The following is a 25691-nucleotide window of genomic DNA, read 5'->3' on the forward strand; positions in this document are numbered from 1 at the left end:
CATGAGAAAAATCCCCTTGCTATGGCTACGCCTTCCACTCTCATCATTCTGTTTCTTCTCATTCTGCTTGCGCTTTCTCTGCGACGAATTCTGGCAGACGCTTCCATCAAAGGGGAGGTAGAACGACTTCGCCTGGAAGTTCAGGAGCTTGCGGAACTTCGCCGGCTTACTGCATCGCTTCAGACGGAGCTGGAGATTGAACGAAGCCGTGAGGGTAAGAGGGATGCTTTTCTTCAGCAAACGGAAGCCCGCCTGAATACTGCTTTTGAAAACCTTTCACGAACCATTCTTGAGGAGCGGGGAAGGGCTCTTGGAGAAGAGAACAGTTCGAGAATGAATCAGCTCATGCAGCCTTTCCGCGAACAGCTTGAGTCGTTCCGCCAGCGGGTGGATGCGGTGCACCGTGACGATACCGAACTTGCAGGTCAACTCAAAGAGCAGCTGGTGCAGCTGATGAATCTGAATGCCCGGGTGGGTGAAGAGGCGAGCAGTCTTGTTCGGGCAATTAAAGGCGATTCGAAAAAGCAGGGTAACTGGGGGGAGCTGGTCATAGAGCGGATATTCGAGGATTCGGGCCTTTCCAGAGGTCGGGAGTACAGGGTACAGGAGAGTTTCCGGAACGATGATGGAGCGCTGGTCCGTCCGGACTTCATTGTGAGCCTTCCGGGTGAGAAAAGTGTTGTTGTTGATTCAAAAGTTTCGTTGACAGCGTATGAACGCTATTGGGGACTGGAAGCAGGTGAGGAGAAAACGGCCGCACTTCGGGAGCATGTTGCTTCCGTCAGGCGTCATGTGGCGGAACTCCAGCAGAAAGACTATACGGGGATAGGGGGAAACAGGACCCTTGATTTTGTGATTATGTGCATCCCTGTAGAGCCTGCCTGGCAGAGTGCCTTGGAGGGAGATCCGGAGCTTCTGTATGAACTTGCAGGCAAAAATGTTGTCATCTGCGGGCCGGCTACCCTGATGATTACGCTCAAGCTGATTGCGCAGCTGTGGCGTCGTGAAAAAGAGAACAGGAATGCTGAACTGATTGCCTCTCTTGGTGGCAAGATTTATGACCAGGTTGTTCTTGTTGCTGAAGCTCTTTCAGAGGCAAGAAGAAGGCTGTCGGCAGTGGAAGAGTCTTTTGATCTTGCGCAGCGCCGTCTGCAGAATGGTCGGGGCAATCTGGTACGGAGGGTTGAGGCCATCCGCTCACTTGGGGCAAAGGTAAGCCGGAGCATGCCGGAGGACGCCCTTGACGAATCCGGCAGTGAAGAGGATTGATTGTTTTTTTTGGGTCCAAAGAACTTTAAGAAACAAAGCAAACGCCCGAACAGAAAAAGCGCTAGGGGGAGTGCAAGAAAAGAAGGGGCGCCGTGTGTCAGTAGCGCCGCTGCTTCGGACGGCTGTTGCCCTGAGGTCTGGGGGCGGGGTGTCCGCTTCGGCCACGGCCTTGCTGCTGTGCAGCTTTGACGGGATTGTGGTCAACAAGAGGAAAGGGATGTTCCTCAACGACGGGGATGCTTTTTGCAATGAGTTTTTCTATGTCCTTCAGGTAGGCTTTCTCTTCTGCGTCACAGAAGGAGATGGCCGTGCCCGATGCTCCTGCGCGTCCGGTCCGCCCTATACGGTGTACATAGGTTTCGGGAATGTTCGATGTGTCGTAATTGATGACATGCTGAAGTTCGTCCACATCAATTCCCCTTGCCGCAATATCGGTGGCCACCAGCACACGGGTTTTCTGTGACTTGAAATTTGACAGAGCCCTCTGTCGTGCATTCTGTGCCTTGTTGCCGTGAATGGCTTCAGCGGTAATGCCGTGTTTCAGCAAATGCTTGACAACCTTGTCGGCTCCATGTTTGGTTCTCGTGAAGACCAGTGCGGTGGTGATGTCGGGGTTCTTCAGAAGGTGCACCAGAAGGGCGCTTTTGTTTCCTTTATCAACAAAGTATATCTGCTGGTTGATGATTTCAACGGTAGACGAGGGAGGAGTGACCGATATTTTTGCAGGGTTGTGAAGAATCGTAGAGGACAGCCGGACAATGTCGGGGGGCATTGTGGCTGAAAAGAAGAGGGACTGTTTCTCTTTTGGCAGGGCGGCAAGGACTTTGCGGATGTCATGGATGAAGCCCATGTCCAGCATTCTGTCGGCTTCGTCAAGAACGAGAATCTCAACATCATGCAGGTTGATGAACCCCTGGTTCATGAGGTCGAGCAGTCGGCCCGGAGTAGCAACGAGAATATCTACCCCATTTTTGAGTCTGCTGATCTGCGGGTTCTGGTTGACTCCGCCAAAGATTACCGTGTTGGTGAGCGGCGTGTGTCGCCCATAGGCCGAAAAGCTTTCTCCAATCTGAATTGCCAGTTCCCTGGTTGGAGTGACAATGAGGGAACGGATTTTTTTAATCCTTCCCTGAACACGGGATTCGCCGAGACGCTGCAGAATGGGTATGGCAAAGGCTGCGGTTTTCCCGGTTCCGGTCTGCGCGCATCCCAGTATGTCGCCTCCTTTGAGTACAACGGGAATGGCTTCGGCCTGAATCGGGGTTGGATGGCTGTATCCCTCTTCCTGAAGTGCCTGAAGGATGGGATCAATGATATGAAGTGAGCTGAATTGCATGAGTAGGGGTTTGATATAAGTGTTTTCTGTCAGCGAAGAATAAGAAGCGGTATTGATGTTTCGGCAAGCATACGGGTTGTTGTGCTGCCAACGAGAAACCGCCTGATTGGTTTGTGTCCGTAGGCGCCCATGACCATAAGCTCCATGCGGTGTGTTTCGGCGTAGCTCTGCAGCGCTTCGGCCGCAGTGCCATCAAGCACGGTGCCGGTTGTTCTGAACCCTTTTTCCTTGAGGTCACGGGTTGCGGCTTCAAGATGTGGCGCGTGGGTTGAAGCTGCTTTTCCGGCCATCACAACATGGCATTCACTCCCTGCAAGAAGAGGGCTTCCGATAACCAGGTCGAGGGCTTTTCTTGATGTGGGACTCGCGTCGAAAGCAATCATGAAGCGAAGAGGTACGCGAAATTCCTGCATGACGACAAGTACGGGGCAGTGCAGTGTCCGGATTGCATGCTCCAGGTGGCTGCCAATTGCATGGTGTGCAGAGTCGTGAAGTTCGCCCTGGCGGCCCATGATGGCAAGACGGATGTGGCTCTCAAGGTCGGTGAGGGTTTCTACAAGACTTCCATGCAGCTGGAGGGTGGAGAGGTCAGTCGCGCCGGATTGGCGGGCAAGAGTTTTGGCTTCATTGAGAAGGGCTTCCCCATGCTCCCTGCCGATACGGCTTTTTTCTGCCTCAAGCTTAACCAGCTGCTCAAGCAGACGCTGCCGGCTCCCGAACCCTATGGTTCCCGATAGGTCTCCCGACGGGGGAAGCGATTCCTTTTCAAGAACATGAAGGAGCTGAAGCGGGGCATCGAGCTTCTGTGAAGCCCATACGCCGGCCTCACAGACCGCTTTTGCCCCTGTAGAGCCGTCAAGGCATGCAGTAATGGTTTTCATAGTCATCGCTCCTTATTAATGGCCTGAAAGTATCTTTTCCACCTCTTCGGGTTTGTCATGAACCCCGAAGCGGTCAACGATGGTGGCGCTGGCGTCATTCATTCCGATGATCTCCACCTGTGCTCCTTCGCGGCGGAACTTGATGACCGCCCTGTCAAGAGCCGATACGGCGCTGATGTCCCAGAAATGTGCCCCTGAGAGGTCAATGACTATGTTTGCAGCCGCTTCCCTGAAATCAAACGAGTCGGTGAATTTATCGGCTGATGCAAAGAATACCTGACCGATGACGCGGTATGTCCGGGTTGTGCCGCTGCTGTCAAGCTCTTTTTTGATCAGCATGAAGTGGCCGACCTTGTTGGCAAAAAAGAGTGAAGCAAGAAGGATGCCTGCAAAGACTCCGATTGCAAGGTTATGGGTGCTGACAACTGTGATGACCGTGACAAGCATGACAATGCTTGTAGAGGGGGGATGTTTGCGCAGGTTCAGCAGCGATTCCCATGAAAAGGTGCCGATGGAGACCATGATCATGACTGCCACCAGTGCTGCCATGGGAATCTGGCGGATCCATGCGTCAAAGAACACGACCATGATGAGCAGAAAGAGCCCTGCCGAGAATGAAGAGAGTCTGCCGCGACCTCCCGATTTCACATTGATGACCGACTGGCCTATCATGCCGCATCCGGCCATTCCCCCAATGAGCCCGGCTCCTATATTGGCAATTCCCTGAGCTCTGCATTCACGGTTTTTATCGCTTTTCGTGTCGGTTAAATCGTCAACGATTGTGGCCGTCATCATGGACTCAAGCAGGCCGACCGTTGCCAGACCTATGGAGTAGGGAAAGATGATGGAGAGGGTTGCCATGTTCAGTGGTACTTCAGGCCAGAGAAAGACCGGAAGCGTGTCGGGTAGCTCTCCCATGTCGCCCACGGTTCTGATGTCGAGTCCTGTGGCTATGGCAATTCCTGTCAGGAGTATGATTGCGACAAGGGGAGAGGGGAGGCTTTTGCCGATGACGGGCAGCAGGGGAAAGAGGTAGATGAGGGCAAGCCCGCCAGCCGTCATGGCGTACACATGCCAACTCACATTGGTGAGTTCAGGAAGCTGTGCCATGAAGATGAGTATGGCCAGCGCATTGACAAATCCGGTGACCACCGAGCGGGAGACGAAGCGCATCAGGCTTCCGAGCCTGAAATACCCTGCGGCTATCTGAAGAAGGCCTGTGAGGATTGTGGCGGCAAAGAGATACTGCAGACCGTGGTCACGGACAAGAGTGACCATGAGCAGCGCCATGGCACCGGTGGCAGCCGAAATCATTGCAGGCCTGCCGCCTGTGAATGCGGTGATGATGGCAATGGAAAAGGCGGCATAGAGGCCGACTTTGGGGTCAACGCCGGCTATTATTGAAAAGGCGATGGCTTCGGGGATGAGAGCAAGGGCAACAACAAGTCCGGAGAGCAGGTCGGGGCGTATAGAAGAAAACCATTCTTTTTTTATTCGTTCAGACATGGAATCGGTTTGGTGATGCAAAATGAGGGCCGGGCTGAATATAGAATTAAATGACCGAACATTCATGGTTGTCTTCATTCAGAAGCGCTCTCTTTTTGTTATGATTCGCACTGCCTATCCATTACTTTGAAATCATGTCGTCAGGTAGTCCCCAAATCAATCGGATGGAGATCCCCATGAAACACTTAGTATTCTTCATGTGTCTTGCCATGATGCTTGCCTGCGCAGGTACAGCTGAAAACCTCTATGCCCGTGGAGGAGGTGGAATGGGCGGTGGGGGCGGAATGCGTTCAATGACTATGTCGGGTGATATGTCGGGCGGCGGCAGGGGGTTTGCTGATTCCAATGGAGATGGAGTCAATGACCGTGCACGCGATGCTGATGGCGACGGCATTCCAAACGGCCGTGATGAGGATTTTGTCCGTCCAGAGGATGGCACGGGCCGGGGGGTTCTGGAATTTCAGGGTTCCGGGACCGGCGAGCGGAAGCTTGATGGTACCGGTCCGGTAATCCTTGAAGGCGAGTAAGAGGGGCGGGGATGTCGCTTACTCTGTATACAGGCAATCGTTCCGAGCGTCTTGTCAGCGAACTTGCCGGCCGGCTTTCGGAGCGCAGGCTCTCATCCCCGTTGACAGAAGAGATCATTGTGGTCCAGAGCCGCGGCATGCAGCGCTGGCTTTCCATTGAGCTGGCAGAGAAGAACGGCATCTGGGCCAACAGCCGGTTTCCTCTTCCCGATACCCTGGTGCGTGAGTGTTTCAGGATTTTTTTCTCTGAAGTTGACACTTCGCACTACTTTGGGGTGCAGCAGATGACATGGAATATCATGGCCATCCTTCCGCCGCTTCTTGATGAACCCCCTTTTGCCGCCATCAGGAGCTATCTTTCATTTGATGGCGAGGGCCTCAGGCTCTATCAGCTGGCTGAAAGAGCAGCTGCGATTTTTAATGAGTATCAGTTTTACCGGCCCGATCTGCTTCAGCGCTGGGAGTCGGGTGGTGAGGAGAAGGGTGAAGGGTTATGGCAGTCGATTCTCTGGAAGAGTCTTGTTGCCGGTTCAGGGGGCGTTCAACCTCTCTGGGCGCTCAAGGATGAGTTCTGCAGGGGACTGAAACTCCCCATGAGCGGTTTTCCCGAACGGATCTCTCTCTTCGGCATCTCCTACCTTCCGAAGTTTCATCTTGACATACTTTCCGCTCTTTCGCGCGTTACCGACATCACTCTGTTTGTTCTCAGTCCCACAAGCGATTTCTGGGCCGACATTATGGCTCGGAAAACTCAGGCGCGTCTTTCAGTCGAAGAGCGCATCTACCGCAATGAAGGCAACCCGCTGCTTGCCTCTCTGGGGCACATGGGGCGCGAATTTTCCTCGCTCATGCAGGACCTTGCCGATTCCGCTGAAATGCAGCTTGAGGCTTATGAGGAACCGGGAGAGGAGACCCTTCTTCGATCACTTCAGACAGATATGCTTCATCTGCAGGGTGCAGGTGCTGACGCGGCGCCGCGGCCCCTCCCTCCCAATGATTCTTCTGTACAGATTCACTCCTGCCACAGTCCCCTTCGTGAAGTTGAGGTTCTGCATGACAGCCTCCTCAGTTTTTTTGAGACTTATCGGGATCTTGAGCCGCGCGATGTTCTTGTGCTCACTCCCGATATTGAGACTTACTCCCCATATATTTCCGCAGTTTTTGGTGCAGGAAATCATGGCGAGACCCGCATCCCTTTTACTGTTGCCGACCGGAGCATGATGAATGAGGGGGATATTGCTTCAGCTATTGCTGCGCTTCTTGATCTTGCAACAAGCCGGCTGGGCGCGGCTGAGGTTTTTGATTTACTGTCCAGGTTGCCCGTAAGGCGCCGGTTCGCTCTTGATGATGATGCGCAGGAATGCATCAGGCGCTGGATTGAAAAAACCGGAATCCGATGGGGACTGGATGAAACTGACCGATTGAATGCGGGAGTTCCATCCTATCGGCAGAACTCATGGCGGGCAGGTCTTGACAGGCTTCTGCTTGGCTATGCCATGCCGGATGAGGGGAGTCTCTATGGCGGCATTCTGCCCTATGACGATATTGACGCCTCCTTTGCAGAGACTCTCGGGATTTTTGCTTCGTTTGTTGATGCGCTTGAGCGACTGTCTGAAAGGCTGAATGAACCGGAAACGCTTCAGGAGTGGCGGCTGGTATTTCTTGGTATGCTGGATGACTTCATTGTGGCAGATGCTGATTCCGAAAGGGAATACAGCGAGATGCTTGCCATTGCCGACACTCTTGGAGAGCTCTTCAATGAGACGCTGCACAAGGAACCTGTATCTCCGGAAGTCTTTACTTCATGGGTCCGGAGCAAGCTGGAAGAGAGAAGGCAGAATCTGGGATTCATGACCGGTGGAGTTACCTTCTGCGCCATGCTTCCCATGCGGAGCATTCCGTTCAGGGTGATCTGTCTTCTGGGAATGAATGATGCGGCTTTTCCCCGGCAGCACCATGCCCCGTCGTTTGATCTTGTTTCCAGCAATCCCCGCCCCGGAGACCGTTCTCTTCGCAATGAAGACAGATATCTCTTTCTGGAAATGATGCTCTCTGCCCGCGACCTTCTCTATATCAGTTATGTCGGCCAGAGTGTCCGCGACAACTCGTCTCTTTCTCCCTCCGTTCTGGTTGTTGAGCTTCTTGATGCCATTGAACGGGTGTTCTCTCTTTCCGACGGCTCTTCAATTGCAGACCGCCTGACGGTGCGCCACCGTCTTCAGGCCTTCAGCCCTGCTTATTTTGACTCTGCAGGTCCTCTCTTCAGTTACTCGGAAGACAATTTTCATGCGCTTTCCAGCAGAACTTATGGTGGGGGAGAACGGCCCCCTTTTGTTGATGAACCGCTTGGGGTGCCGGGCGACGAGACCTGCGTCGTCAGTCTGGATGAACTGATAAGGTTTTACGGGAACCCGGCGGCCTTTTTTCTTGAGTCCACACTCGCCATCCGCCAGAACCGGCTCATGACACCTCTCATTGACCGCGAACCGTTCAGTATTGAGGGGCTGGACGCATATATGATTCGAGAGGAACTGCTTGAGAAAATTCTGCAGGGGAGCGATCCTTCCGATATACTCCCCCTGTTTCAGGCTAGAGGGATTATTCCTCCCTCGGGCATCGGGGAGCGGCTCTTTGCCTCCATGGCAACCGAGTCAGCCGCCTTTGCCGCACGACTTACAGCATTGACAGAGGGAGCGGCCGAGCTTCCCCCGCTGCCGGTCAATCTTGATATTGGGGGATTCCGCCTGACTGGCGAGCTTACACATATCTGGCCGAAGCATCAGCTTTCCTATCGTCATGCATCAATGAGAGGGCGTGAGAGAATACAAAGCTGGATACGCCATCTTGTTCTCAATGCCGCCCGGGAGGAGGGGTATCCAACTGAAACCATTCTGGTTATGCGCAATGAATCACTCAGCTTCGCTCAGCCTGACCAGCCGGTTCTCTATCTTGAAAATCTTCTCAAACGCTACAGGGAAGGTCTTCACTCGCCACTTCTGTTTTTTCCGGAAGCTTCGCTTGCCTACACCCGGAAGCTTGATGATGGCCTCCAGAAGGCCTATGCTGAAGCCCTTGCCGTCTGGAACGACAACCCCTTCAGCGGACTTCATGGAGAGGGTTCGCACCCTGCAGTTCAGCGATGTTTCGGCAATACAGAGCCTTTTGGTACAGAGTTCAAGAGTCTTGCGCTTGAGCTTCTGCTGCCACTTATGAACTTTCAGGAAACGAGGAGCTGATGCAGCCGCTTAATACATCCTCCATAGCCCTCAGCGGCATCAATCTTGTAGAGGCAAGTGCTGGTACGGGAAAAACTTATGCGCTTACGGAACTCTATCTCCGGCTGATCATTGAAAAAGAGCTCCTTCCGGAATCAATTCTCGTGGTAACCTATACCGAAGCGGCAACCAAGGAGCTCCGCCAGAAAATCAGGGAACGCATCCGTGATACAACGGCGATGCTTGCTTCTCCTCTTGAGTGCACAAAGCGTCTTGCCTCTCTTGGCTCTCTGGCAATGGAAAAGGGGGCGGGGGAGGTCTCTTCTCTCTTGGAAAATGCTCTGTATCTTCTTGACACCGCTTCGGTGTTCACCATTCACGGATTCTGCCTCAGGGCCCTTCAGGACAATGCATTTGAGAGCGGTTCGCTCTATGATACCGAGATTGCCGCCGACGAGCGGGAACTTGCCGGCAGCATTGTCGACGACTTCTGGCGCTCCCGTTATTTTTCTTCGACTGCTGTTCTGCCGGGATATGCAATGAAAGAGTCTCCTGAATCATTCCTGCGCTTTCTGGGTGAAGTGAGGGCTTCTTCGGGCGAGCGGATTATTCCTCAGTTCAGCTCTTCGGATATTGTGGCAATTGAAGATGAATGCCAGAGTCTCTACAGCCAGATAGCCGAGATGTGGAGAGATGAAGGGGAGAAGGTCAAAAAAATGATTTCCGAGGATCGGGGGCTGAGCCGGGCAGCAGGGAAATATCGGGAAGATGATCTTGTTGAGCTCTTCAGGGGGATGGACGCCTTTGTTGAGGAAGCTCTTCCGTTCTCCTTGTTTGAGGGAATTGTGAAGTTCAGTGCAAGCCGTATGGCCGAGTGGACAAAAAAGAAATTCACCCCGCCCCGTCATAAGCTTTTCGAGCTCTGCGATTGCTACCACCGGGCAATAAGGCAGCGGTTTCTTGCGTTGAAAGCCGAACTGATACTCTACTGCCGCGACAGGCTGCCAAAGCGCAAAAAAGAGGCGAATATCCGCTTTTTCGATGATCTGCTTCACGATATGCATACTGCTCTTTTCAACCATGAAGAGGGTGAGGCTTTCAGGCTTCTTCTCCGTCGCCGCTGGCCTACAGCGCTGATTGACGAGTTTCAGGATACCGACGCCCGGCAGTACGATATTTTCAGGAGCATCTATGAAAAAGCTGACGGGCCGCTTTTTCTCATTGGCGACCCGAAACAGGCTATTTACAGTTTCAGGGGGGCGGATGTTTTTGCCTATCTCAAGGCCAGCCGCAATGTGGAGGAAGGGCGCCGCTTCACCCTTACCCACAACTGGCGAAGCGTTCCACAACTGCTCGATGCGTTCAATGTGCTTTTTTCCAATGTGCCTGACCCGTTTCTTTTTGGGGAAATAAGCTATCGTTCCCTTGTGTCGGGTACGCCCGAAAGAGAGGACAGGTTTGTTGTTCAGAAAGACGACGGACGAGTGCCTCTTGAGTTTCTTGTTCTTGATGCATCCATGAAAGAGAACGCTCTCTTCAGTGTAGACGAGGCGACCGGCTTTGCTTCTGAGGCTGTTGCCGGGGAGATTTTCAAGCTTCTTCGCTCTGCCCGGAACGGGGAAACCCTCATTGGGGGCCGTCCTCTCCGTGCTGACGATATTGCCGTGATTGTCCGGAGCCACCGTCAGGCGGCGCGGGTTCGTGATGCCCTCACCCTCTTTGCGATTCCCTCTGTCGTCCGCAGTGACAGAAGCGTGTTTGCTTCCAATGAAGCCAGAGAGATTGCCATTCTGCTTGCGGCTCTTGTTGACCCTTCCGATGAAGGTAAAATCAGGGCGGCACTGATTACCGATATTCTCGGACGCAGCGGAAACGATATAGGCGCAATGATGGATGATGAATCACTGTGGGTTCCGCAGCTTCACTTTTTTGCGCGCCTCCATTCCCTCTGGATTGAGAGGGGGTTCATGACCATGGCTACGGTTCTTTTGAGAGAGGAGGATGTTCGCCGTCGGCTGCTCTCTCTTGCTGAAGGAGAACGGCGCCTTACCAATCTTCTTCACTGTATTGAACTGCTTCATCAAAAAGAGCATGAAGAGGGGGTAGGGCCTGAGGCTCTTGCATCCTGGTTTACACAGAATATGGTGGAGGGTGGCCAGCGTGATGAGGAGTATCAGCTGCGTCTTGAAACCGACGAACCCGCTGTGAAAATAATGACCATCCATGTCAGCAAGGGGTTGCAGTTTCCCGTTGTCTACTGTCCGTTTCTCTGGAACGGGAGCCCCGCCGCGCGTGATGTTGCGGCATTCCATGATGAGGGGGATAAAGCGGTTCTTGATTTCGGTTCAGAAGATTTTGAGCATCACCTCGTCCTCTCTCACGAGGAGCAGCTGGCTGAAGATATCCGCCTTCTCTATGTTGCCCTTACCCGTGCTGTGTACAGCTGCAGTGTGGTAGTTGCGCCAATCAGAAAAACCCAAACGGCTCTGAACCATCTGCTTCAAAGCGGAACCCGGGAAACTCTCCACGAACAGCTGAACCATCTTATTGCCCGCGGAGACGGGGCTGTCGGCATGCGCACCATTGAGCTGCCTTGCGCATCTGTTCATCCGGCTGCACTTCATGAGGCGTTCCGTCGGGAGAACGGAGAGGCTGTCAGGAAAGTTTTTACGGGCAGGATTGACCGGTCCTGGCGGATTGCCAGCTTCAGTTTTTTTACACGGGGGAGTTATGCTCACCCCGAATTGCCGGACCGTGATGAAATGCAGCGGAATGTGCCGGATGGGGCAAAGCATCCCGGCCCCTCAATAGTCACTTTTCCCGGAGGCGCACAGGCCGGTATTTTCATGCATTCGATTTTTGAGACTCTTGACTTCAGCCGTCCTTTTGACGACAGTACGGAGGAGGGGATAAAAAACGCGCTGGAGCGTTCCGGATATCATCAACAGTGGCTCCCTGTCATTTCCTCAATGGTTCGCACTGTTCTCTCCGTTTCTCTGGGCATGGAGGACGGATCTTCCTTCACCCTTTCAGATCTGAAGCCCGGGGAGTGGGTAACCGAGATGGAGTTTTTCTTCCCTCTGCGTTTTCTTACACCCGACCATCTCTCCTCGCTTGCCCGAACAGCTCTTCATCCCGCCCAACTCGATTTTGCACCAGTGCGAGGCATGCTGATCGGATACATTGACATGGTGTTTCAGGCCGGTGGCCGCTACTGGCTGCTTGACTGGAAGTCGAACCATCTTGGGGAGTCCCTGGACTCTTACACGAAAGAGAGGATGGAGGCGGTTATGGGCTTTCATCACTATGATCTTCAGTATCTGCTCTATACTGTTGCTCTTCACAGGTATCTCAGCGTCCGGATTCCTGATTATCGTTATCAGACACACTTCGGAGGCGTCATCTATGTTTTTTTACGAGGCGTTGATGAGTCTTCAGGCGAGAGTCGGGGGTTCTATCGGGCCAGACCCTCAGAAGAGCTTGTCAATTCCCTGACGGAAATCCTCATTGAAACCGGAGGCTGATTCAATGATGCTCATCTATGAAGAGCGCGCACCGGACGCTTATTTCTCGCGGTTTATCCTTCGTCTTATTGGCAGAGATACATGCGATTCCTTACCCCTCCGTCTTGCGGTTTCAATGGCAGCCCGGAGCGCAGCATCGGGTGATGTCTGTTTTGATCTCGCCTCCATTCAGGAAACAATGGTGGAGTATCAGGGGAACAGGATTGCCATGCCTTCGATGAGGGCTCTTCGCTCTCTTTTATATGACTCCGGAGCGGCTGTGGCTCCAGGAGCAACGGGTCCGCTTGTTCTTGATGAAAAAGGGCGGCTCTATCTCTACCGGTACTGGAAACTTGAGCATGACCTTGCAGCGCGGCTTCTGAAGATGGCCGGGCATAGGGCACCAGAAACAGCCGCTTCTGATGCTCTGTCTTCACTCCGCACTATGGGAGAACTTGAAGCGGGGGGGATGCAGGAACGGGCTGTCATTGCGGCTCTTACAGGGAAACTGACCATCATAGCAGGAGGTCCCGGAACCGGCAAAACAGCAACCGTTGGAAGAATCCTCTCCATTCTCCGTCAGCAGGAGGGAGGCCGGAAAAAAAGGATTGCCCTCTGTGCGCCAACCGGCAAAGCGGCAGCACGACTTCAGTCATCTCTCAAGGCGATGTCCGGGGAGGCCGGAGCCGTCTCCACCATCCACAGACTTCTCGGCACCATCCAGGGGTCGACACGATTCCGGCACAACGCCCGAAACCCGCTTCCTCTCGACATACTTGTTGTTGATGAGGTCTCAATGATTGCTCTTCCCCTCATGGCCGCTCTTGTATCGGCAATGCGTCCTGAAGCTTCGCTTATCCTTCTTGGCGACCAGTACCAGCTGGCTTCGGTGGAGTCCGGGGCGGTGCTCGGCGATATCTGTTCTGCAGCCGCCCGCGAGCCCGACTCTCCGATGGGAGCCTCTGTCATCACGCTTGACAAAAGCTACCGGTTCAGCGGTGAAAGCGCTTTGGGTCGCCTGAGCATGGCTGTCAATGCGGGGAACGCGGCCTCCGCCCTGGCCCTTCTTATGGATAGCTCGGTTTCCGGCATCAGCCTTTTGCCCGTAACCGGAGAAATGGCGTTCCGCGAGGAACTCAAGGAGTGCATCGTTGAGGGGTACCGGCCCTATCTTGAAGCAGAAACACCCGCCGGGGCGCTTCGTCACTTTGAGGGGTTCCGTATTCTTGCAGCATTGCGCGAAGGGCCCGGGGTAACGGGAGTCATGAAACTCAACCGGCTGGTTGAGGAAATTCTCCTGCAGGCCGGCCTCATTGATCCGGTTGAGGATTTTTATCCCGGCCGGCCCGTCATGCTCAGCGCCAATGACTACAGCCTCAATCTTTTCAATGGTGATACCGGCATAGTGGTTGAAGATGCTCTTCACCCGGGCCGGATGCGGGTTGCGTTCATGAGGGCTGACGGTTCACTTCGGACAATTGCTCCCGAGAGGCTGCCGTCGCATGAAACTGCATATGCCATGACCATTCATAAAAGTCAGGGGTCGGAGTTTGACCATGTTCTCATGATTCTTCCTGAGGCCGGCAGCCCGCTGCTTACCCGGGAACTCCTCTATACCGGCATTACCCGGGCCCGTGCCCTGCTTGAAGTAAGGGGAGAGGCGAGTGTTTTTGAAGAGGCCGTCAAAAAAACAACAATCAGGCTTTCAGGGCTCTGCGACATTCTTCATGGTGTGTGAATGGATTTCGCCCTTTCTTCTGCGTAAACCCTTCTTTTAATAATTGTTAAGGTTGTTGCATGCTGTGGTTTTTGTATCTTGATTTACTTCTGCAGGAGTTGCAGAGGGTAGGCCAGAGTTGTGGTGTGGCCTTTACAATTGACAGAAACCTATAGTTAAAAAGACAGGAGAATAGACCTATGAGCGTATTTACCAGAACCGTAGCAATGCTGGCTCTCGTGCTGGCTTCACTTTCGCCTTTGCAGGCCTCTTCCGCCGATGCAAAAGCTCCTGCCCGGGCAGTTGCAGAAACCAAAGGTCTTTTTGTTGTTGTTACCGATGCTGATCCGATGACGCAGATGATGGCAATGGTGCTTTCAACACAGACCCTGAAACAGGGCAAAAGCGTGCAGATTCTTCTCTGTGGCCCTGCCGGAGAGCTTGCCCTCACCAAAAGCCCTCAGACCTCATTCAAGCCGCTTGACAAGTCACCCCAGATGCTTCTTGCCGGTCTTATTGCCCAGGGCGTGAAAGTCGAGCTTTGCCCTCTCTACCTTCCAAACACCGGTAAAACGGCGAAGGATCTCATCAAAGGCATCAGTGTAGCAAAGCCTCCAGTTGTTGCAGCCGCAATGAACGAAGCTGGAATCAAGCTCTTTACCTTCTGATTGCCAGAGAATTTCAGACAAGAGTGTTGAGTTGAAAAGAAAAAGCCGCCCACAAAGGGCGGCTTTTTCTTTTCAATAGTACATAACGGCGTAAAAGAGATTCTTTTTCACTTCGCTGATCACAAACCGGTAGCTTATCGGGTTTCTCCACCAGAGTACAGGATCCCACCACCCGGGTTTTGTGGCAGTAAGGACAAAGGTCTGGTCCGTTCCTTCGAATGCGGCTTCCCAGGTTTTCTGCAGTCGCAGCATATGGGGGGGATCACTGACAACAAGAGCTGTCCGCCACCCCCGTTGTTTCATCAGGGCGGAACTGTTGACTGCTTCGTCCCATGTTGTTTCTGAGCGTGTGTCAACCAGAACGGCGTTGAGCGGTACGCCGAGCGCTTTCATTCTCCGCTCCCGCCAGTTCAGATGGCCTTTGCGGTAAAAACGCCTGTCAATGCCTGTAAGGACAACGCGTGCTCCATATCCCTCTTTGTAGAGAGCGGCTCCATGCTTTACCCGTCGGCCGCTGTCTCCTCCGAGCACAATGATGACATCGGACTGTACAGGCGGGGCGGCATGAAAAGAGACTATGTAGCCAAGGCCAAGAAATCCCAATGCGCCTATGGCGGAAAGGACGAGAAGAAATCGTGAGACTGTTGCAGCAAGACCTTTCATGGGCGTGTCACTGAAGAATAGGCACTCATGGAGCAAGACGGCGGCAATCTGGCGGCTTCATCAGCTTGACAGATCTTTTGGGCTATTAGAAAGGAAGATATGATGGCAATTATTGCTGGATCATCCAAACAAATTCAATCCGGTCCACTCTTTTTTTAGCCTGTTGCCGCTACAGGCTATGATTGACGATGCGGGATGTGTTTATATTCGTAAATTAATATAATGCCGCATGTTCTCCCTGGCTGGTTCAACCCTCTTCTCTTCATACCGTAATGCCGACCAATACCAATCTCATAAGGCTTCTTCTGAGTTCCCTGAGCATCCACAATGATGCCGAGAAATTTGACGCCATTCATAAGGCGGTGGAGAGTGATATCGAGTTCAGGGGGAGCCGCCTCTGGATCCTGATTTTTGCAATACTTCTTGCATCCGTGGGGCTCAACATCAATTCCACAGCTGTCATTATCGGCGCCATGCTCATTTCGCCTCTGATGGGCCCCATCAACGGCATGGGGTACAGTATTGCCACCTACAATTTTCCTCTGCTCCGCAAGGCCTTCAAGAATTACTCGTTTGCGGTTTTTGCCAGTCTTGCCGCTTCAACCATCTATTTCGCAATCAGTCCGGTCTCGATTGCACACTCTGAACTTCTTGCCCGCACCAGCCCTACCATTTACGATGTCATGATCGCTCTTTTTGGAGGTCTTGCGGGAACGCTTTCACTGACAACAAAGCTCAAGGGCAATGTTGTTCCCGGCGTGGCCATTGCCACAGCGCTGATGCCCCCGCTCTGTACCGCCGGGTACGGTCTTGCGACCGGGCAGTTCTTTTTTTTCTTCGGGGCCCTCTACCTCTTCACCATCAATACCGTCTTCATCGCCCTGTCCACCGTAGCATTTTCACAGGTGATGAAGTTCCCGCTCAGAAGCAGCATCAATGAAGACCGTCGTGCAGTCATCAACCGCTGGATCACCATCGTCATTCTTTTCACCCTGATTCCAAGCATCTATTTCGGATACCTGCTTGTCCAGAAAGAGAGATTTACGGAAAACGCGGGGAAACTGGCCCGAAGTGTCAGCCTCTATAACGGGGAGTATCTTCTGCGTCATGACATTGATGCCGACAGCAAAATCATTACGCTTGTTTATGGCGGCAGGAAACTCACAGATGAAGACAAATCTGGCATCAAAAAGCGCGCGGTCGAGTTCGGGCTTGAGAAAGCAACAATCACTTTCGAGCAGGGGATATCATTCTCGGATTTTTCTTCCGAAATAACGGCCAAAATCACTGAAAGCGACCAAATGAAAGCTGAGGTGAACCGCCTCTCTCTTGCTCTTCAGGATAACGCCCGGCGTGAAGACAGCCTTCGGACAAGGAGCTATACCGGCAGGGTGCTTCTGAAGGAAATGCAGCCGCTGTTTCCCCAGGTGACTGCATGCCTGTATGGTGAATCATACCGCTTTGCGGCCAAGCAGCCGGGCAGCCCGCAGAAGGTGGCCTTTGTGCATATGACAACCTCCCGGAAACTCGCTCCTGCTGAAAAGAAAAAAATCACAGCCTGGTTGAAGGTCCGTCTTGAGGATAACGGCGTGACCGTGGTTTTTGAGTGATGCTTCAGAGAGGGATCGCCTGCTGGTAGAGGTTGTAGCGGGCAAGAATGTTTTTTGTGTACTCAACAGGCATGATTCCGTTGCAGTAGCCATATCGGGTGACTTTGTCCCGGTAGTACTTAGACTTTGATTTGAGCCTGAGATAGTGCTCGACATTATCCTCCCATAGATGCGGGTCTTTCTTGAATTTGACCGCCAGAGCCTGTGCATCTCTCACATGCCCCGGACCAACATTGTACGACGCGAGTATGAATTTCAGCCTTGTTTCCGGATCGGGAATATCCTTCCATTCCTTATGCAGCATTTTCAGGTAGCGCGTGCCTGCCCGTATGTTTGATTCGGGGTCAAACAGGTTTGTGATTTTGAACATACCGGCAGTGGCCGGCATGAGTTGCATCAACCCTGTTGCTCCGGCCCATGATACGGCATTTGCATCAAACTGTGACTCCTCATACATCAGGGATGCAAGCATTCGCCAGTCCCAGCCTATTTTTGCGGCATAGCTTCTGATGAGGTTGTCATAGACGGATATCATTCCGGCTTTCTCGGAATGGAACGCATGCAGGGTTCTGCGTCTGAATGTGTATTGCCTGTCATAGTATTTTGCATGCAGAATCCTCAAATGCAGTTTGGTGTCAGCTCGGGACAGCCACTTGTTGAGTTCGCTTTCAAGCTGTGGCGATCGTTTTCCGACAGCCCAGGCAAGCGGTTGACGGGGGCTGATGGTTGTGGTGAAATCAAGATTCGGATAGAGCGTTCTGTGAGCTTCTGCAATATCGCGGTCAGCCACGGTGTAGTCAATGGCGCCTGTTGCAACATCGCGGATCAGCTGGCTTGTGCTGGTCACTCCCGGAACGGTTTCAATACTCAGCGCTATGGCTTGATTATTCTTCAGTTTCAGCAGCTGTGAATAATAGGCAGACTCCCTTCGCACGGAAACAGTTTTTCCTTCAAGCTCTTCAGCAGAGAGGATGAGTCGGGGCGCCGGTTCCCCTTTGGCGGCAGGCCGGGGCTTTCTCTGGATGAGTACCTGCTCCGTATAGTCAAGAGGGCTTGAAAACGAGACAATTGCCGTTCGTTGAGGGGTAATGGTAAGGTTGTGGGCAACAATATCACCCTTTCCGTATTTCAGGGCCGGAAGTTGCTGGTTGATGTCTTCAGCCAGAACAACAACCATGTCAACTCCCAGATATCTGCAGAAGTGTTCAGCAGCTTCATAGCTGAAGCCCATGGGGGTTCCGCGATAGATAAGATAGTTGATGGGGTCGTAGCTGAGAATGATTCTTGCCCTTCCCTGTATCTTTATGTCGTCAAGATCACGGATGTTCTGGAAGAACAGCAGGTAAGCCAGCGGGAGATAGAGCAGGGCGAGTGCAGGAACCAGCCATTTAAGAAAATGGATGAGGGTACGGATGTTCATGGTCGTTATGGGTTACAGACCTTTTTCTCCCATGAGCTCTTCAAAAAGCCCCTTGTATGCCTTTGCCGCAATGCTGTTTGGCTTTACGGCTGTCAGCGGGGCACGGTAGACACCCATTTTCTCGACTTCTGAATTATAAGGAATGGTCTGGCGGAGAAAACCGGGAGCATCACCGTACCGGGCAATGATATCACGATGCATTGCTTTTCTTTTTTCAACCATTGTGAAAAATGCCCGTATTCTGCTGCGGTCAAGGTTGTTGGCGGCAAAAAAGTCAATAAGCTGATTGTAGGTTCGAATGGAGAGCGTTGTGGGAATCATTGGAACCAGAATGATGTCGGAGGCTGAAAAGACGCTTTCGGAGAGGAGTGTGAGATTGGGCGGGCAGTCAAAAAAAACATGACTATAGTCATCGCTCAGTGATTCCAGATTTTTCTTGAGTTTTTTCTGTGGTTTTTTCTCCTCGGAGAGCTCGATGTCAAGATTCCTGTACGAGAAATCGGAAGGCAGAAGGTCAAGATTTTCGAAGTCGGTCGCCTTGATGTTGCTGTATATTTTCTTGCTCCCTTTCAGGAATTTGTCGCTGTCATATTTTTTGGATGCGGTAATGCGGAAATAGTATGAGCTCGCCCCCTGCGGGTCAAGGTCGCAGATGAGGCAGGGAGGAGCGCTGAGGGAAGTCAGGTAGGAGAGATTGACTGCAGCGGCGGTTTTCCCTACGCCACCTTTTATGCTGTAGAGGGCAATGCTTTTCATTTATTTATTCTCTCAGTTAACAGTTCTTCAAAAAGCGCGGCGGTTCTGTCGCTGTCGAAGGTGCGGAAGGAGGCGTGAAAGGTACTTCTCGCCTCTTCCTGCTTTTCATAGAGGCGCGTCATGAGGCCGCCAAGAGAAGCGGCAAGGCCTGTGTCGCACCCGTTGCGTGATGCTTCGTCAAGATGCGCATGCAGAAACTCCAGCTGGACTGAGCAGTCCACGAACTCTCCCAGGTTTTCCTGTAGCTGTTTGAGCTGCTTGAGAGCAGGTCCGATTCTGTCGGAGGGGAACAGTGAGGCAAAAAACTCCATCAGATAGCGCAGTTTTTTGCAGTCAATGCGGAGTTCATGCAGTTCCGGGTCAGTGGTTTCCCTGCTCACACGCCTCCCGTTCCTCTTGACCCGGTTCCATGATTTTTTGATGGAAGTTCGGGCGGATTTTCCTGTTGCCAATGAAGCGGCAGGAGCCTTGTCGGGGTCAGGCAGTTGCATGACTGAGAGAAACGCTTCCCACTCACTCATCAGATTCCGGTATTCTTCGGAGCCCAGATATCTGTCAAGCTTTCTGTGAATTTTCTGGCGGGTGGAGGTGATGCCGGTAAAAAAGGGCATAAGGCCACCACGGAGGACGGGCGGAAGTGATGCCGGAAAGTTATGCTGCTCCAAAAGATAGACATCAAGATCGCGCAGTGCGCTTGTCCGTCCTGCCAGCTCTTTCAATTCTTTCCGGAAGTGGTTGGCTGTCCGGGGATCAAAAACACCCTTGAGCTGCGCGAGAATAGAGCGGGCTCGTCGAAGAGAAACCCTGTAATCGTGCAGAAACTCGGTGTCAATGGATTTTCTGATTCCCTCTTCATTGCGTCGCATGACCTCAGTGGTAAAGCGCAGCAGACGAAGTGCGCTTTCATGCACCGGAGCCTCTGCATCCAGTTTCAGGGTGATTTTTGAGGAGTAATCCCCCGGCTCTTTTCCGGAGTGGCGCATCAGCTCCTGGAAAATGCCGGCAGCACTTTCTGAAACGCTTTCAACAGTTTCTCCCTGAAGCGCTTTTCTGACAGTTGCCATTTCCTGGCTGTAGCCTCTCAGGGGAGTGAGTGTGATGATATGGAATATGGGGCCTTTATTCGCATCATTGATACTGCTTATGGATTCATCAATGATGGTTCCGATGGTTTTCTCATCATGGTCCAGTACCCGCCACTTCACCGATACAACTTCAAACGAGGCCAGTCTGCAGAAAGCGCGCAGCGGACTGATGTGCGAGAGAATGGTAGGGAATTTCCCCGGACGGAAACCCTCCGCCATGAAGCAGAGAGTGTTGGAGGGCAGCGTATCAGAGGCGATTATGCGCGTTGAGGAAATTTCCCTGATGGATAGTGTCCGTCCTTCCGACTGCACAGTAAGACCCGAAGAGAATGCTTTCCAGTCGAAGGTATCGAAATAATGACGGGATGTCTTTTTTCTCTCAGGGAAAGAGAGGCTGTATCGGGTATTTTCAAGAATATGGGGAACGGATATGGCGACAGAGTCCGGATTGAACTTGATGACTGTTGTTTCCGGCAGTTCTGGCATTCTTTCCCTTCCGTTAGTGATTGCGTATGGAACCTGCGGCATGTCTTAACGGGTGGCAGGTTCAAGGTTGTGAAATTCAGCTTGCTGGAATATAGAAAGATCTGCCGGAAAAAGTGCCGTGTAACGGTAATGTAACCTTCAAAATGCGCCATTATTAACTCTCAATGGCATAAGAGGTTTTACTTTAGGGCTGGAGTTTCATAACTTGGGTGTTTCCAAAAAGCGGTTTCGCTCTGAGCGAGCACTCTTTACCCGATTCTTCTGGATGAAATACCTTTTTACCATACTTTTTTCTATCCTCACCATTCTTTCGGGATGTTCCCGGAGCGGCGACGGGGAGCGTCCGTCCTCATCTTCAGATACACCCGCACCGTTGACTGTCGGGCTTGTTTTTGATGCTGGCGGTCGCGGAGACCGATCATTCAACGATTCTGCCTATAACGGTCTTGAAATGGCCCGCAGCAGAAGGGGGATTGATTTTATGTTCGCCGAACCCGATGGACAGGGTTCAGACCGTGAGGCTGCACTCCGCCTTATGGCAGTCAATCCCGATGTGCAGCTGGTCATAGGTGTCGGGCTTCTGTTCAGTGAGGATATTGCCGATATGGCCAAAGAGTTTCCTGATAAAAAGTTTGCCTGTGTCGATTACCTCCGGAGCCCGGGCGTGACGATACCCTCAAATCTTGCAGGCATGGTGTTCGAGGAGAAAAAAGGCTCTTTTCTTGCCGGTGCAATTGCCGGACTTGTGACCAAAACCAACACAGTTGGGTTTATTGGGGGAATGGAGTCAGGCGTCATCAGGAAATTTCAATCAGGTTATGCTGAAGGAGTTCATTTTGTCAACCCCGAGGCAACCGTTATTTCCGGTTATATAGGAATGAGCGGCAGTGCTTTTGCCAATCCTGCCAAGGGTCGTGAACTGGCTCTTGGCCAGTACGGACGAGGAGCCGACATTGTCTATCAGGCGGCAGGAGCCAGCGGCCTTGGTGTCATTGAGGCGGCCAGGGAGAGCGGAAAGCTTGTCATCTGTACAGACCGCGACCAGGAGTATCTTGCTCCCGGTTTTGTACTCAGCACAATGACTAAGGCTGTTGATCGGGCTGTTCTTGCAATGGTGGAATCGGTTCTTGACGGGTCGTTTGCCGGAGGAACCGCAGTTTCGTATGGTCTTGCTGACCGGTATACTGATTATGTGTATAATGAAAAAAACAGCGCACTGATTTCCTCTGCCGTGCATAAGCGGGTTGAGCAGCTCAGGGCTGACATCCTTTCAGGAAAGATTGTTCTCGATGAAACCACCAGCCTTGATTGAAAGGCTTCCATTCAGGCGTAACAGCCTGAACATTTGTTTAATGTCAGATAAACCCGAGCTGTGCGCAAAAAAATTCTTGTAACCGGAGCAACCGGTTTTATTGGATCACAACTCGTGATCAAGCTTGCTTCCACCGGTGACGACATCACTATTCTCGTCCGAAAGTCCTCCGACCTCAGGCCTCTTGAATCAGTCCTGAACAACATTACCGTACTGTATGGCGATCTTGCAAACAGGGGAGCGATTGGCGAAGCAATGAAGGGGGTTGATCAGGTGTATCATTCAGCCGGCCTTACCTATATGGGCGACAAGAAGAATGCACTGCTTTACCGCATCAATGTTGAGGGGACACAAAATATTCTTGATGCCGCTCTTGAAGCTGGTGTGAAGCGGGTTGTCCATGTCAGCTCCATAACAGCGGTCGGTATTGCAAAAAACAGGGTGCCTGTTGATGAATCGGTACGGTGGAACTTTGATGAAATCAACCTTGAGTACGCCCGGACCAAACATCTGGCTGAGATTGCCGTTGCAGAGGCTGTGAAAAAGGGTCTTGACTGTGTTATTGTCAATCCGGCTTTTGTCTTTGGTGCCGGCGACATTAACTTCAATGCAGGACGAATCATCAAGGATGTCTACAATCGCCGCCTGCCGTTTTACCCGCTTGGGGGTATCTGTGTTGTGGATGTTGACATTGTTGCTGATACAATCATGGCTGCAATGGACCATGGAAGGACAGGAGAGCGCTATATCCTCGGCGGTGAAAATGTGACCTACAAGCAGCTGGCCGATACCATAAGCCGCATTACGGGAGCGCCAAAGGTTCGTCTTCCACTTCCTTTCGGGATTGCAAAAATTCTCAAGTCGGTGCTTGACCGCAAGAAAAACAAAAACAAAATTTCCAAACTTTTCAATCTCTCCATGTTCAGGGTTGCCTCCGAGTTTCTGTTTTACAACTCGGAAAAAGCACGCCGGGAGCTCAATATGAGTGTTGCCCCTCATGAGGAGAGTGTTCGAAAAGCCTTTGAATGGTATCGCGACCGAAACCTGCTGAATTAAGGAATGGCTGAATTCAGCGCATCACTTCATGGAGATGCCCATGCCTTCGAATACCATTGTAGAACGAGTTGCCGCCGATCTCCGGAAGTATCCCCCGTTTGACACACTTGGTGCCGATCTTCTTGAAGACCTTGCCTCATCGATTACCGTCAGCTACCATGATGATGGAGAGATCATTTTCAGTAAAGGTGATGCTCTCAAGGCTTCTGCATTCATGGTTATGAAGGGAGCGGTGCGCCTTTTCGACACGATTGATGGAGAGGAGGTGCTGGTTGACATGTGTGATGAGGGTGACATTTTCGGCGTCAGGGCTCTTGTTGGCGGCACCAACTATCTTCTTTGTGCACAGGTGGCAGAAGAGAGTCTCGTGTATGACATTCCGGTAGAAAAAATCAAGCGGCTCATTGCAGCCGACAACGGTGTCTCCAATTTTTTTGCCGGTGAATTTGCCAAAAGCCTTCAGGAGATGGAGCGGACGCTCACCTCTGCTTTTTCGCAGCGACACCAGCGATTCAGCCAGCAGTCATACAGTAGTTTCCTTGAGCACGAAACCCTTGAGGTACAGCCGGTAACGAGCGTCATGACCTGCCCCCCCGACATCACCATACGGGAGGCCGCCAAAATCATGGCCGACTGCAATATCGGCTCAATTCTTGTAGCCTCTCCTGCGAACCATCCGCTTGGCATCATAACTGATACTGATCTTCGCAAAAAAGTTGTTGCCATGGCGGGAGCCGTCAATGAACGGCCTGTCAATGAGATAATGAGCAGCCCGGTCTATACGATTACCGGCGGGAAAACAGTCGCCGACATGGTTATGCTCATGGTCAAGACCAAGCTGCGCCATTTCTGCATCACTGAAGACGGAACTCCCGGAAGTCCCATTGCGGGAATGATTTCCGAGCATGATATCATTACTTCAGAAGGCAACAATCCAGCTGTCATCATGAAAGAGATCATGAGTGCAGAGGGCATGGAGCAGCTGAAGATTGAGCGCGATAAGGCCGAGACGCTTCTTGGCGTCTATCTTGGACAGAATGTGGCTGTGCATTTCATTACCAGCATCATGACGGAAATCAATGATGCAATCATCGTCCGCTCAATCCGAATGGCTCTTGATGCCATGGAAGCAGAAGGAATGAAGCGCCCCTCAGTGCCATTCTGCTGGCTTTCGCTTGGAAGTGAGGGCAGGCGTGAACAGCTCCTGAGAACCGATCAGGACAATGCAATTATTTACCGGGACGCCCCCCCTGAAGAGTCCGAAAGCTGCCATCAGTTTTATCTTGAACTGGGAAGAAGGGTGACGGGTATGCTGGAAGGCGCCGGATTTGTTCGTTGTCCAGCCGAAGTGATGGCGTCAAACCCTCAATGGTGCCAGCCTCTCTCTGAGTGGAAGCGTTATTTCCATCAGTGGATTGCCACGCCCGAGCCTAAAGCGGTTATGCATTCCACAATTTTCTTTGATTTCCGTCCTGTTGATGGTGATGCTTCGCTTGCAGGGGAGCTCAAAAAAGGGATTTTTGCTGAAATGGAAAAAGGCAGAGGCTTTCTTGAGTTTTTTGCAAAAAACGCACTCCAGAACCCGCCGCCACTCGGCTTTTTCCGGAACTTTCTTGTTGAGAAAAGCCGCGATCATGCCAATGAGTTCGATATCAAGTCAAGGGCAATGATGCCGCTTGCCGATGCAGCCAGAGTGCTGGCATATGAGCTGAGAATTCCTGATTTCCTGAGCACGGTAGAACGGTTCCAGAAAATTGCAGTTCTTGACCCTCCGCTGAAGGACCTGGCTCTTGAGGCAGCATCCGCTTATGACTTTCTGATCAGATTACGGGCCGAAAACGGTCTTGAGCAGGTAAGCTCAGGGCGGTACATCAAGCCGGAGAGTCTGAACAAACTTGATCGGCAGATGCTGCGCAATGTGTTTTCAACCATTGGCCACATCCAGCAAACCCTTAACATGAGGTTCCAGCTTGACTATATCCGTGACTGACATTCTCCTGCGTCAGTATGCCCGGATGCGGTGCCACAGAGGCGGTCTTCCTGATACTGTCTGCCGCTATGTAAAAGGGATGGGCACCGGACCAGCCTCCCGGGCGTCCCTGCAGACAGCCCGTTTCGTGGTTTTTGACACTGAAACCACAGGATTTGACCTTCAGAATGACCGCGTGATTTCAATCGGCGCAGTTGCTCTTGAAGGATCGGCAATCACAATAGCTGATTCGTTTGAGGTGCTTGTCCGCCAGCCCGGTGTTGGTCAAAAAGAGTCTGTGAGTGTTCACGGCCTTCTGAAAAAAGACATTGCTTCAGGAGTGAGTGAACGGGATGGCGTAACTTCTTTTCTTGACTATATCGGCAACAGCATTCTTGTTGCCCAGCACGCGAGTTTTGATGTGGCTATGCTGAACAGGCTTCTCTGGGAGCTGTTCCGCATCCGTCTTTTCAATGGAGTGGTCGATACGGCAAGCCTGGCCAAACGGCTTGAAAAAGGGCCATATCACAATCTTGCCCACAAGGCGGGGGAGTATCGCCTTGATCATCTCTGCCAGCGCTATGGCATTCGTCTGCATGACCGCCACACCTCAGCGGGTGACGCATACCTGACCGCACAGCTGCTTCAAAGGTTGCTTGCCAAAGGGCGGACGGCGGGTATTACAACTGTTGGCAGCCTGCTGATGCAGTAG

18 protein-coding genes are annotated in these 25691 nt (G+C 52.2%); 11 read left to right on the forward strand and 7 right to left on the reverse strand.

The features are described from left to right. Positions 1–21: 21 nt before the first annotated feature. The gene (locus EKD02_RS00685) at positions 22–1269 is read left to right on the forward strand and encodes a DNA recombination protein RmuC (protein WP_126383313.1); all 1248 of its coding nucleotides are present in this window, start codon (positions 22–24) and stop codon (positions 1267–1269) included. Between the two features lie 97 nt (positions 1270–1366). Here the strand turns inward: EKD02_RS00685 and EKD02_RS00690 are convergent, their stop codons facing one another. The 3 genes from EKD02_RS00690 to EKD02_RS00700 are packed head-to-tail and all read right to left on the reverse strand — an operon-like array spanning position 1367 to position 4992. Then, entirely contained in the window at positions 1367–2605 is a 1239-nt protein-coding gene (locus tag EKD02_RS00690) for a DEAD/DEAH box helicase (RefSeq protein WP_126341490.1), read from the reverse strand. A 29-nt stretch (positions 2606–2634) separates the two neighbouring features. After that, positions 2635–3486, reverse strand: a complete 852-nt coding sequence (locus EKD02_RS00695; RefSeq protein ID WP_011890157.1) for a universal stress protein — start codon at positions 3484–3486, stop codon at positions 2635–2637. Positions 3487–3501: 15 nt separating this feature from the next. Beyond that, positions 3502–4992 carry a SulP family inorganic anion transporter gene (locus tag EKD02_RS00700; RefSeq protein WP_126341492.1) on the reverse strand — a complete coding sequence of 497 codons (1491 nt, stop codon included), beginning with the start codon at positions 4990–4992 and terminating at the stop codon, positions 3502–3504. Between the two features lie 176 nt (positions 4993–5168). On the opposite strand from EKD02_RS00700, the gene EKD02_RS00705 reads away from it, so the two are divergent. From EKD02_RS00705 to EKD02_RS00725, 5 genes are all read left to right on the forward strand, one after another. Continuing rightward, complete coding sequence (locus EKD02_RS00705; RefSeq protein WP_126341493.1) at positions 5169–5519, forward strand: hypothetical protein; 351 nt, start codon at positions 5169–5171, stop codon at positions 5517–5519. A gap of 11 nt (positions 5520–5530) precedes the next feature. After that, complete coding sequence (gene recC, locus EKD02_RS00710) at positions 5531–8755, forward strand: exodeoxyribonuclease V subunit gamma (RefSeq protein WP_126383315.1); 3225 nt, start codon at positions 5531–5533, stop codon at positions 8753–8755. After that, positions 8755–12258 carry an exodeoxyribonuclease V subunit beta gene (gene recB / locus EKD02_RS00715; RefSeq protein WP_126383317.1) on the forward strand — a complete coding sequence of 1168 codons (3504 nt, stop codon included), beginning with the start codon at positions 8755–8757 and terminating at the stop codon, positions 12256–12258. The genes recC and recB overlap by 1 nt, the downstream gene beginning before the upstream one ends. Positions 12259–12262: 4 nt before the next feature. Further along, positions 12263–13975 (forward strand): exodeoxyribonuclease V subunit alpha, encoded by a 1713-nt coding sequence (recD, locus tag EKD02_RS00720; protein ID WP_126383319.1) that lies wholly within the window; start codon positions 12263–12265, stop codon positions 13973–13975. A gap of 179 nt (positions 13976–14154) precedes the next feature. Beyond that, a complete protein-coding gene (locus EKD02_RS00725) occupies positions 14155–14622 on the forward strand; it encodes a DsrE family protein (protein WP_126341497.1) in 468 nt (155 codons plus the stop codon). A gap of 72 nt (positions 14623–14694) precedes the next feature. Here EKD02_RS00725 and EKD02_RS00730 read toward each other — a convergent pair whose 3' ends face one another. Continuing rightward, positions 14695–15285: a YdcF family protein gene (locus EKD02_RS00730; RefSeq protein ID WP_126383321.1), complete on the reverse strand. Its 591-nt coding sequence runs from the start codon at positions 15283–15285 to the stop codon at positions 14695–14697. Positions 15286–15557: 272 nt separating this feature from the next. On the opposite strand from EKD02_RS00730, the gene EKD02_RS00735 reads away from it, so the two are divergent. Continuing rightward, the gene (locus EKD02_RS00735; protein WP_011890149.1) at positions 15558–16895 is read left to right on the forward strand and encodes a DUF389 domain-containing protein; all 1338 of its coding nucleotides are present in this window, start codon (positions 15558–15560) and stop codon (positions 16893–16895) included. A 4-nt stretch (positions 16896–16899) separates the two neighbouring features. Here EKD02_RS00735 and EKD02_RS00740 read toward each other — a convergent pair whose 3' ends face one another. Genes EKD02_RS00740 through EKD02_RS00750 form a run of 3 tightly spaced genes read right to left on the reverse strand, consistent with a single transcriptional unit; the run spans position 16900 to position 20642 of the window. Next, positions 16900–18315 (reverse strand): MltF family protein, encoded by a 1416-nt coding sequence (locus tag EKD02_RS00740; protein WP_011890148.1) that lies wholly within the window; start codon positions 18313–18315, stop codon positions 16900–16902. Between the two features lie 12 nt (positions 18316–18327). Next, the gene (locus EKD02_RS00745; protein WP_011890147.1) at positions 18328–19071 is read right to left on the reverse strand and encodes a ParA family protein; all 744 of its coding nucleotides are present in this window, start codon (positions 19069–19071) and stop codon (positions 18328–18330) included. Then, the gene (locus tag EKD02_RS00750; RefSeq protein WP_185805671.1) at positions 19068–20642 is read right to left on the reverse strand and encodes a CHAD domain-containing protein; all 1575 of its coding nucleotides are present in this window, start codon (positions 20640–20642) and stop codon (positions 19068–19070) included. The genes EKD02_RS00745 and EKD02_RS00750 overlap by 4 nt, the downstream gene beginning before the upstream one ends. 265 nt (positions 20643–20907) lie before the next feature. Here EKD02_RS00750 and EKD02_RS00755 point away from each other — a divergent pair, with 265 nt between their 5' ends. The 4 genes from EKD02_RS00755 to EKD02_RS00770 are packed head-to-tail and all read left to right on the forward strand — an operon-like array spanning position 20908 to position 25691. Beyond that, the gene (locus tag EKD02_RS00755; RefSeq protein ID WP_011890145.1) at positions 20908–21954 is read left to right on the forward strand and encodes a BMP family lipoprotein; all 1047 of its coding nucleotides are present in this window, start codon (positions 20908–20910) and stop codon (positions 21952–21954) included. A 60-nt stretch (positions 21955–22014) separates the two neighbouring features. Beyond that, on the forward strand, positions 22015–23010 hold the full coding sequence (locus EKD02_RS00760; protein ID WP_011890144.1) for an SDR family oxidoreductase: 996 nt from the start codon (positions 22015–22017) through the stop codon (positions 23008–23010). A gap of 40 nt (positions 23011–23050) precedes the next feature. Next, positions 23051–25000: a DUF294 nucleotidyltransferase-like domain-containing protein gene (locus EKD02_RS00765; protein WP_126383325.1), complete on the forward strand. Its 1950-nt coding sequence runs from the start codon at positions 23051–23053 to the stop codon at positions 24998–25000. Between the two features lie 25 nt (positions 25001–25025). After that, the gene (locus tag EKD02_RS00770) at positions 25026–25691 is read left to right on the forward strand and encodes a 3'-5' exonuclease (RefSeq protein ID WP_011890142.1); all 666 of its coding nucleotides are present in this window, start codon (positions 25026–25028) and stop codon (positions 25689–25691) included.

This window comes from Chlorobium phaeovibrioides (assembly GCF_003968655.1).
Taxonomy (GTDB): domain Bacteria; phylum Bacteroidota; class Chlorobiia; order Chlorobiales; family Chlorobiaceae; genus Chlorobium; species Chlorobium phaeovibrioides.

What these genes read in the sequence shown, in the direction of transcription:
- EKD02_RS00685 (WP_126383313.1), top strand. Translation starts at nt 22, where the DNA reads ATGGCTACGCCTTCCACTCTCATCATTCTGTTTCTTCTCATTCTGCTT.
- EKD02_RS00690 (WP_126341490.1), bottom strand. Translation starts at nt 2,605, where the DNA reads ATGCAATTCAGCTCACTTCATATCATTGATCCCATCCTTCAGGCACTT.
- EKD02_RS00695 (WP_011890157.1), bottom strand. Translation starts at nt 3,486, where the DNA reads ATGAAAACCATTACTGCATGCCTTGACGGCTCTACAGGGGCAAAAGCG.
- EKD02_RS00700 (WP_126341492.1), bottom strand. Translation starts at nt 4,992, where the DNA reads ATGTCTGAACGAATAAAAAAAGAATGGTTTTCTTCTATACGCCCCGAC.
- EKD02_RS00705 (WP_126341493.1), top strand. Translation starts at nt 5,169, where the DNA reads ATGAAACACTTAGTATTCTTCATGTGTCTTGCCATGATGCTTGCCTGC.
- recC (WP_126383315.1), top strand. Translation starts at nt 5,531, where the DNA reads ATGTCGCTTACTCTGTATACAGGCAATCGTTCCGAGCGTCTTGTCAGC.
- recB (WP_126383317.1), top strand. Translation starts at nt 8,755, where the DNA reads ATGCAGCCGCTTAATACATCCTCCATAGCCCTCAGCGGCATCAATCTT.
- recD (WP_126383319.1), top strand. Translation starts at nt 12,263, where the DNA reads ATGATGCTCATCTATGAAGAGCGCGCACCGGACGCTTATTTCTCGCGG.
- EKD02_RS00725 (WP_126341497.1), top strand. Translation starts at nt 14,155, where the DNA reads ATGAGCGTATTTACCAGAACCGTAGCAATGCTGGCTCTCGTGCTGGCT.
- EKD02_RS00730 (WP_126383321.1), bottom strand. Translation starts at nt 15,285, where the DNA reads ATGAAAGGTCTTGCTGCAACAGTCTCACGATTTCTTCTCGTCCTTTCC.
- EKD02_RS00735 (WP_011890149.1), top strand. Translation starts at nt 15,558, where the DNA reads ATGCCGACCAATACCAATCTCATAAGGCTTCTTCTGAGTTCCCTGAGC.
- EKD02_RS00740 (WP_011890148.1), bottom strand. Translation starts at nt 18,315, where the DNA reads ATGAACATCCGTACCCTCATCCATTTTCTTAAATGGCTGGTTCCTGCA.
- EKD02_RS00745 (WP_011890147.1), bottom strand. Translation starts at nt 19,071, where the DNA reads ATGAAAAGCATTGCCCTCTACAGCATAAAAGGTGGCGTAGGGAAAACC.
- EKD02_RS00750 (WP_185805671.1), bottom strand. Translation starts at nt 20,642, where the DNA reads ATGCCAGAACTGCCGGAAACAACAGTCATCAAGTTCAATCCGGACTCT.
- EKD02_RS00755 (WP_011890145.1), top strand. Translation starts at nt 20,908, where the DNA reads ATGAAATACCTTTTTACCATACTTTTTTCTATCCTCACCATTCTTTCG.
- EKD02_RS00765 (WP_126383325.1), top strand. Translation starts at nt 23,051, where the DNA reads ATGCCTTCGAATACCATTGTAGAACGAGTTGCCGCCGATCTCCGGAAG.
- EKD02_RS00770 (WP_011890142.1), top strand. Translation starts at nt 25,026, where the DNA reads ATGCGGTGCCACAGAGGCGGTCTTCCTGATACTGTCTGCCGCTATGTA.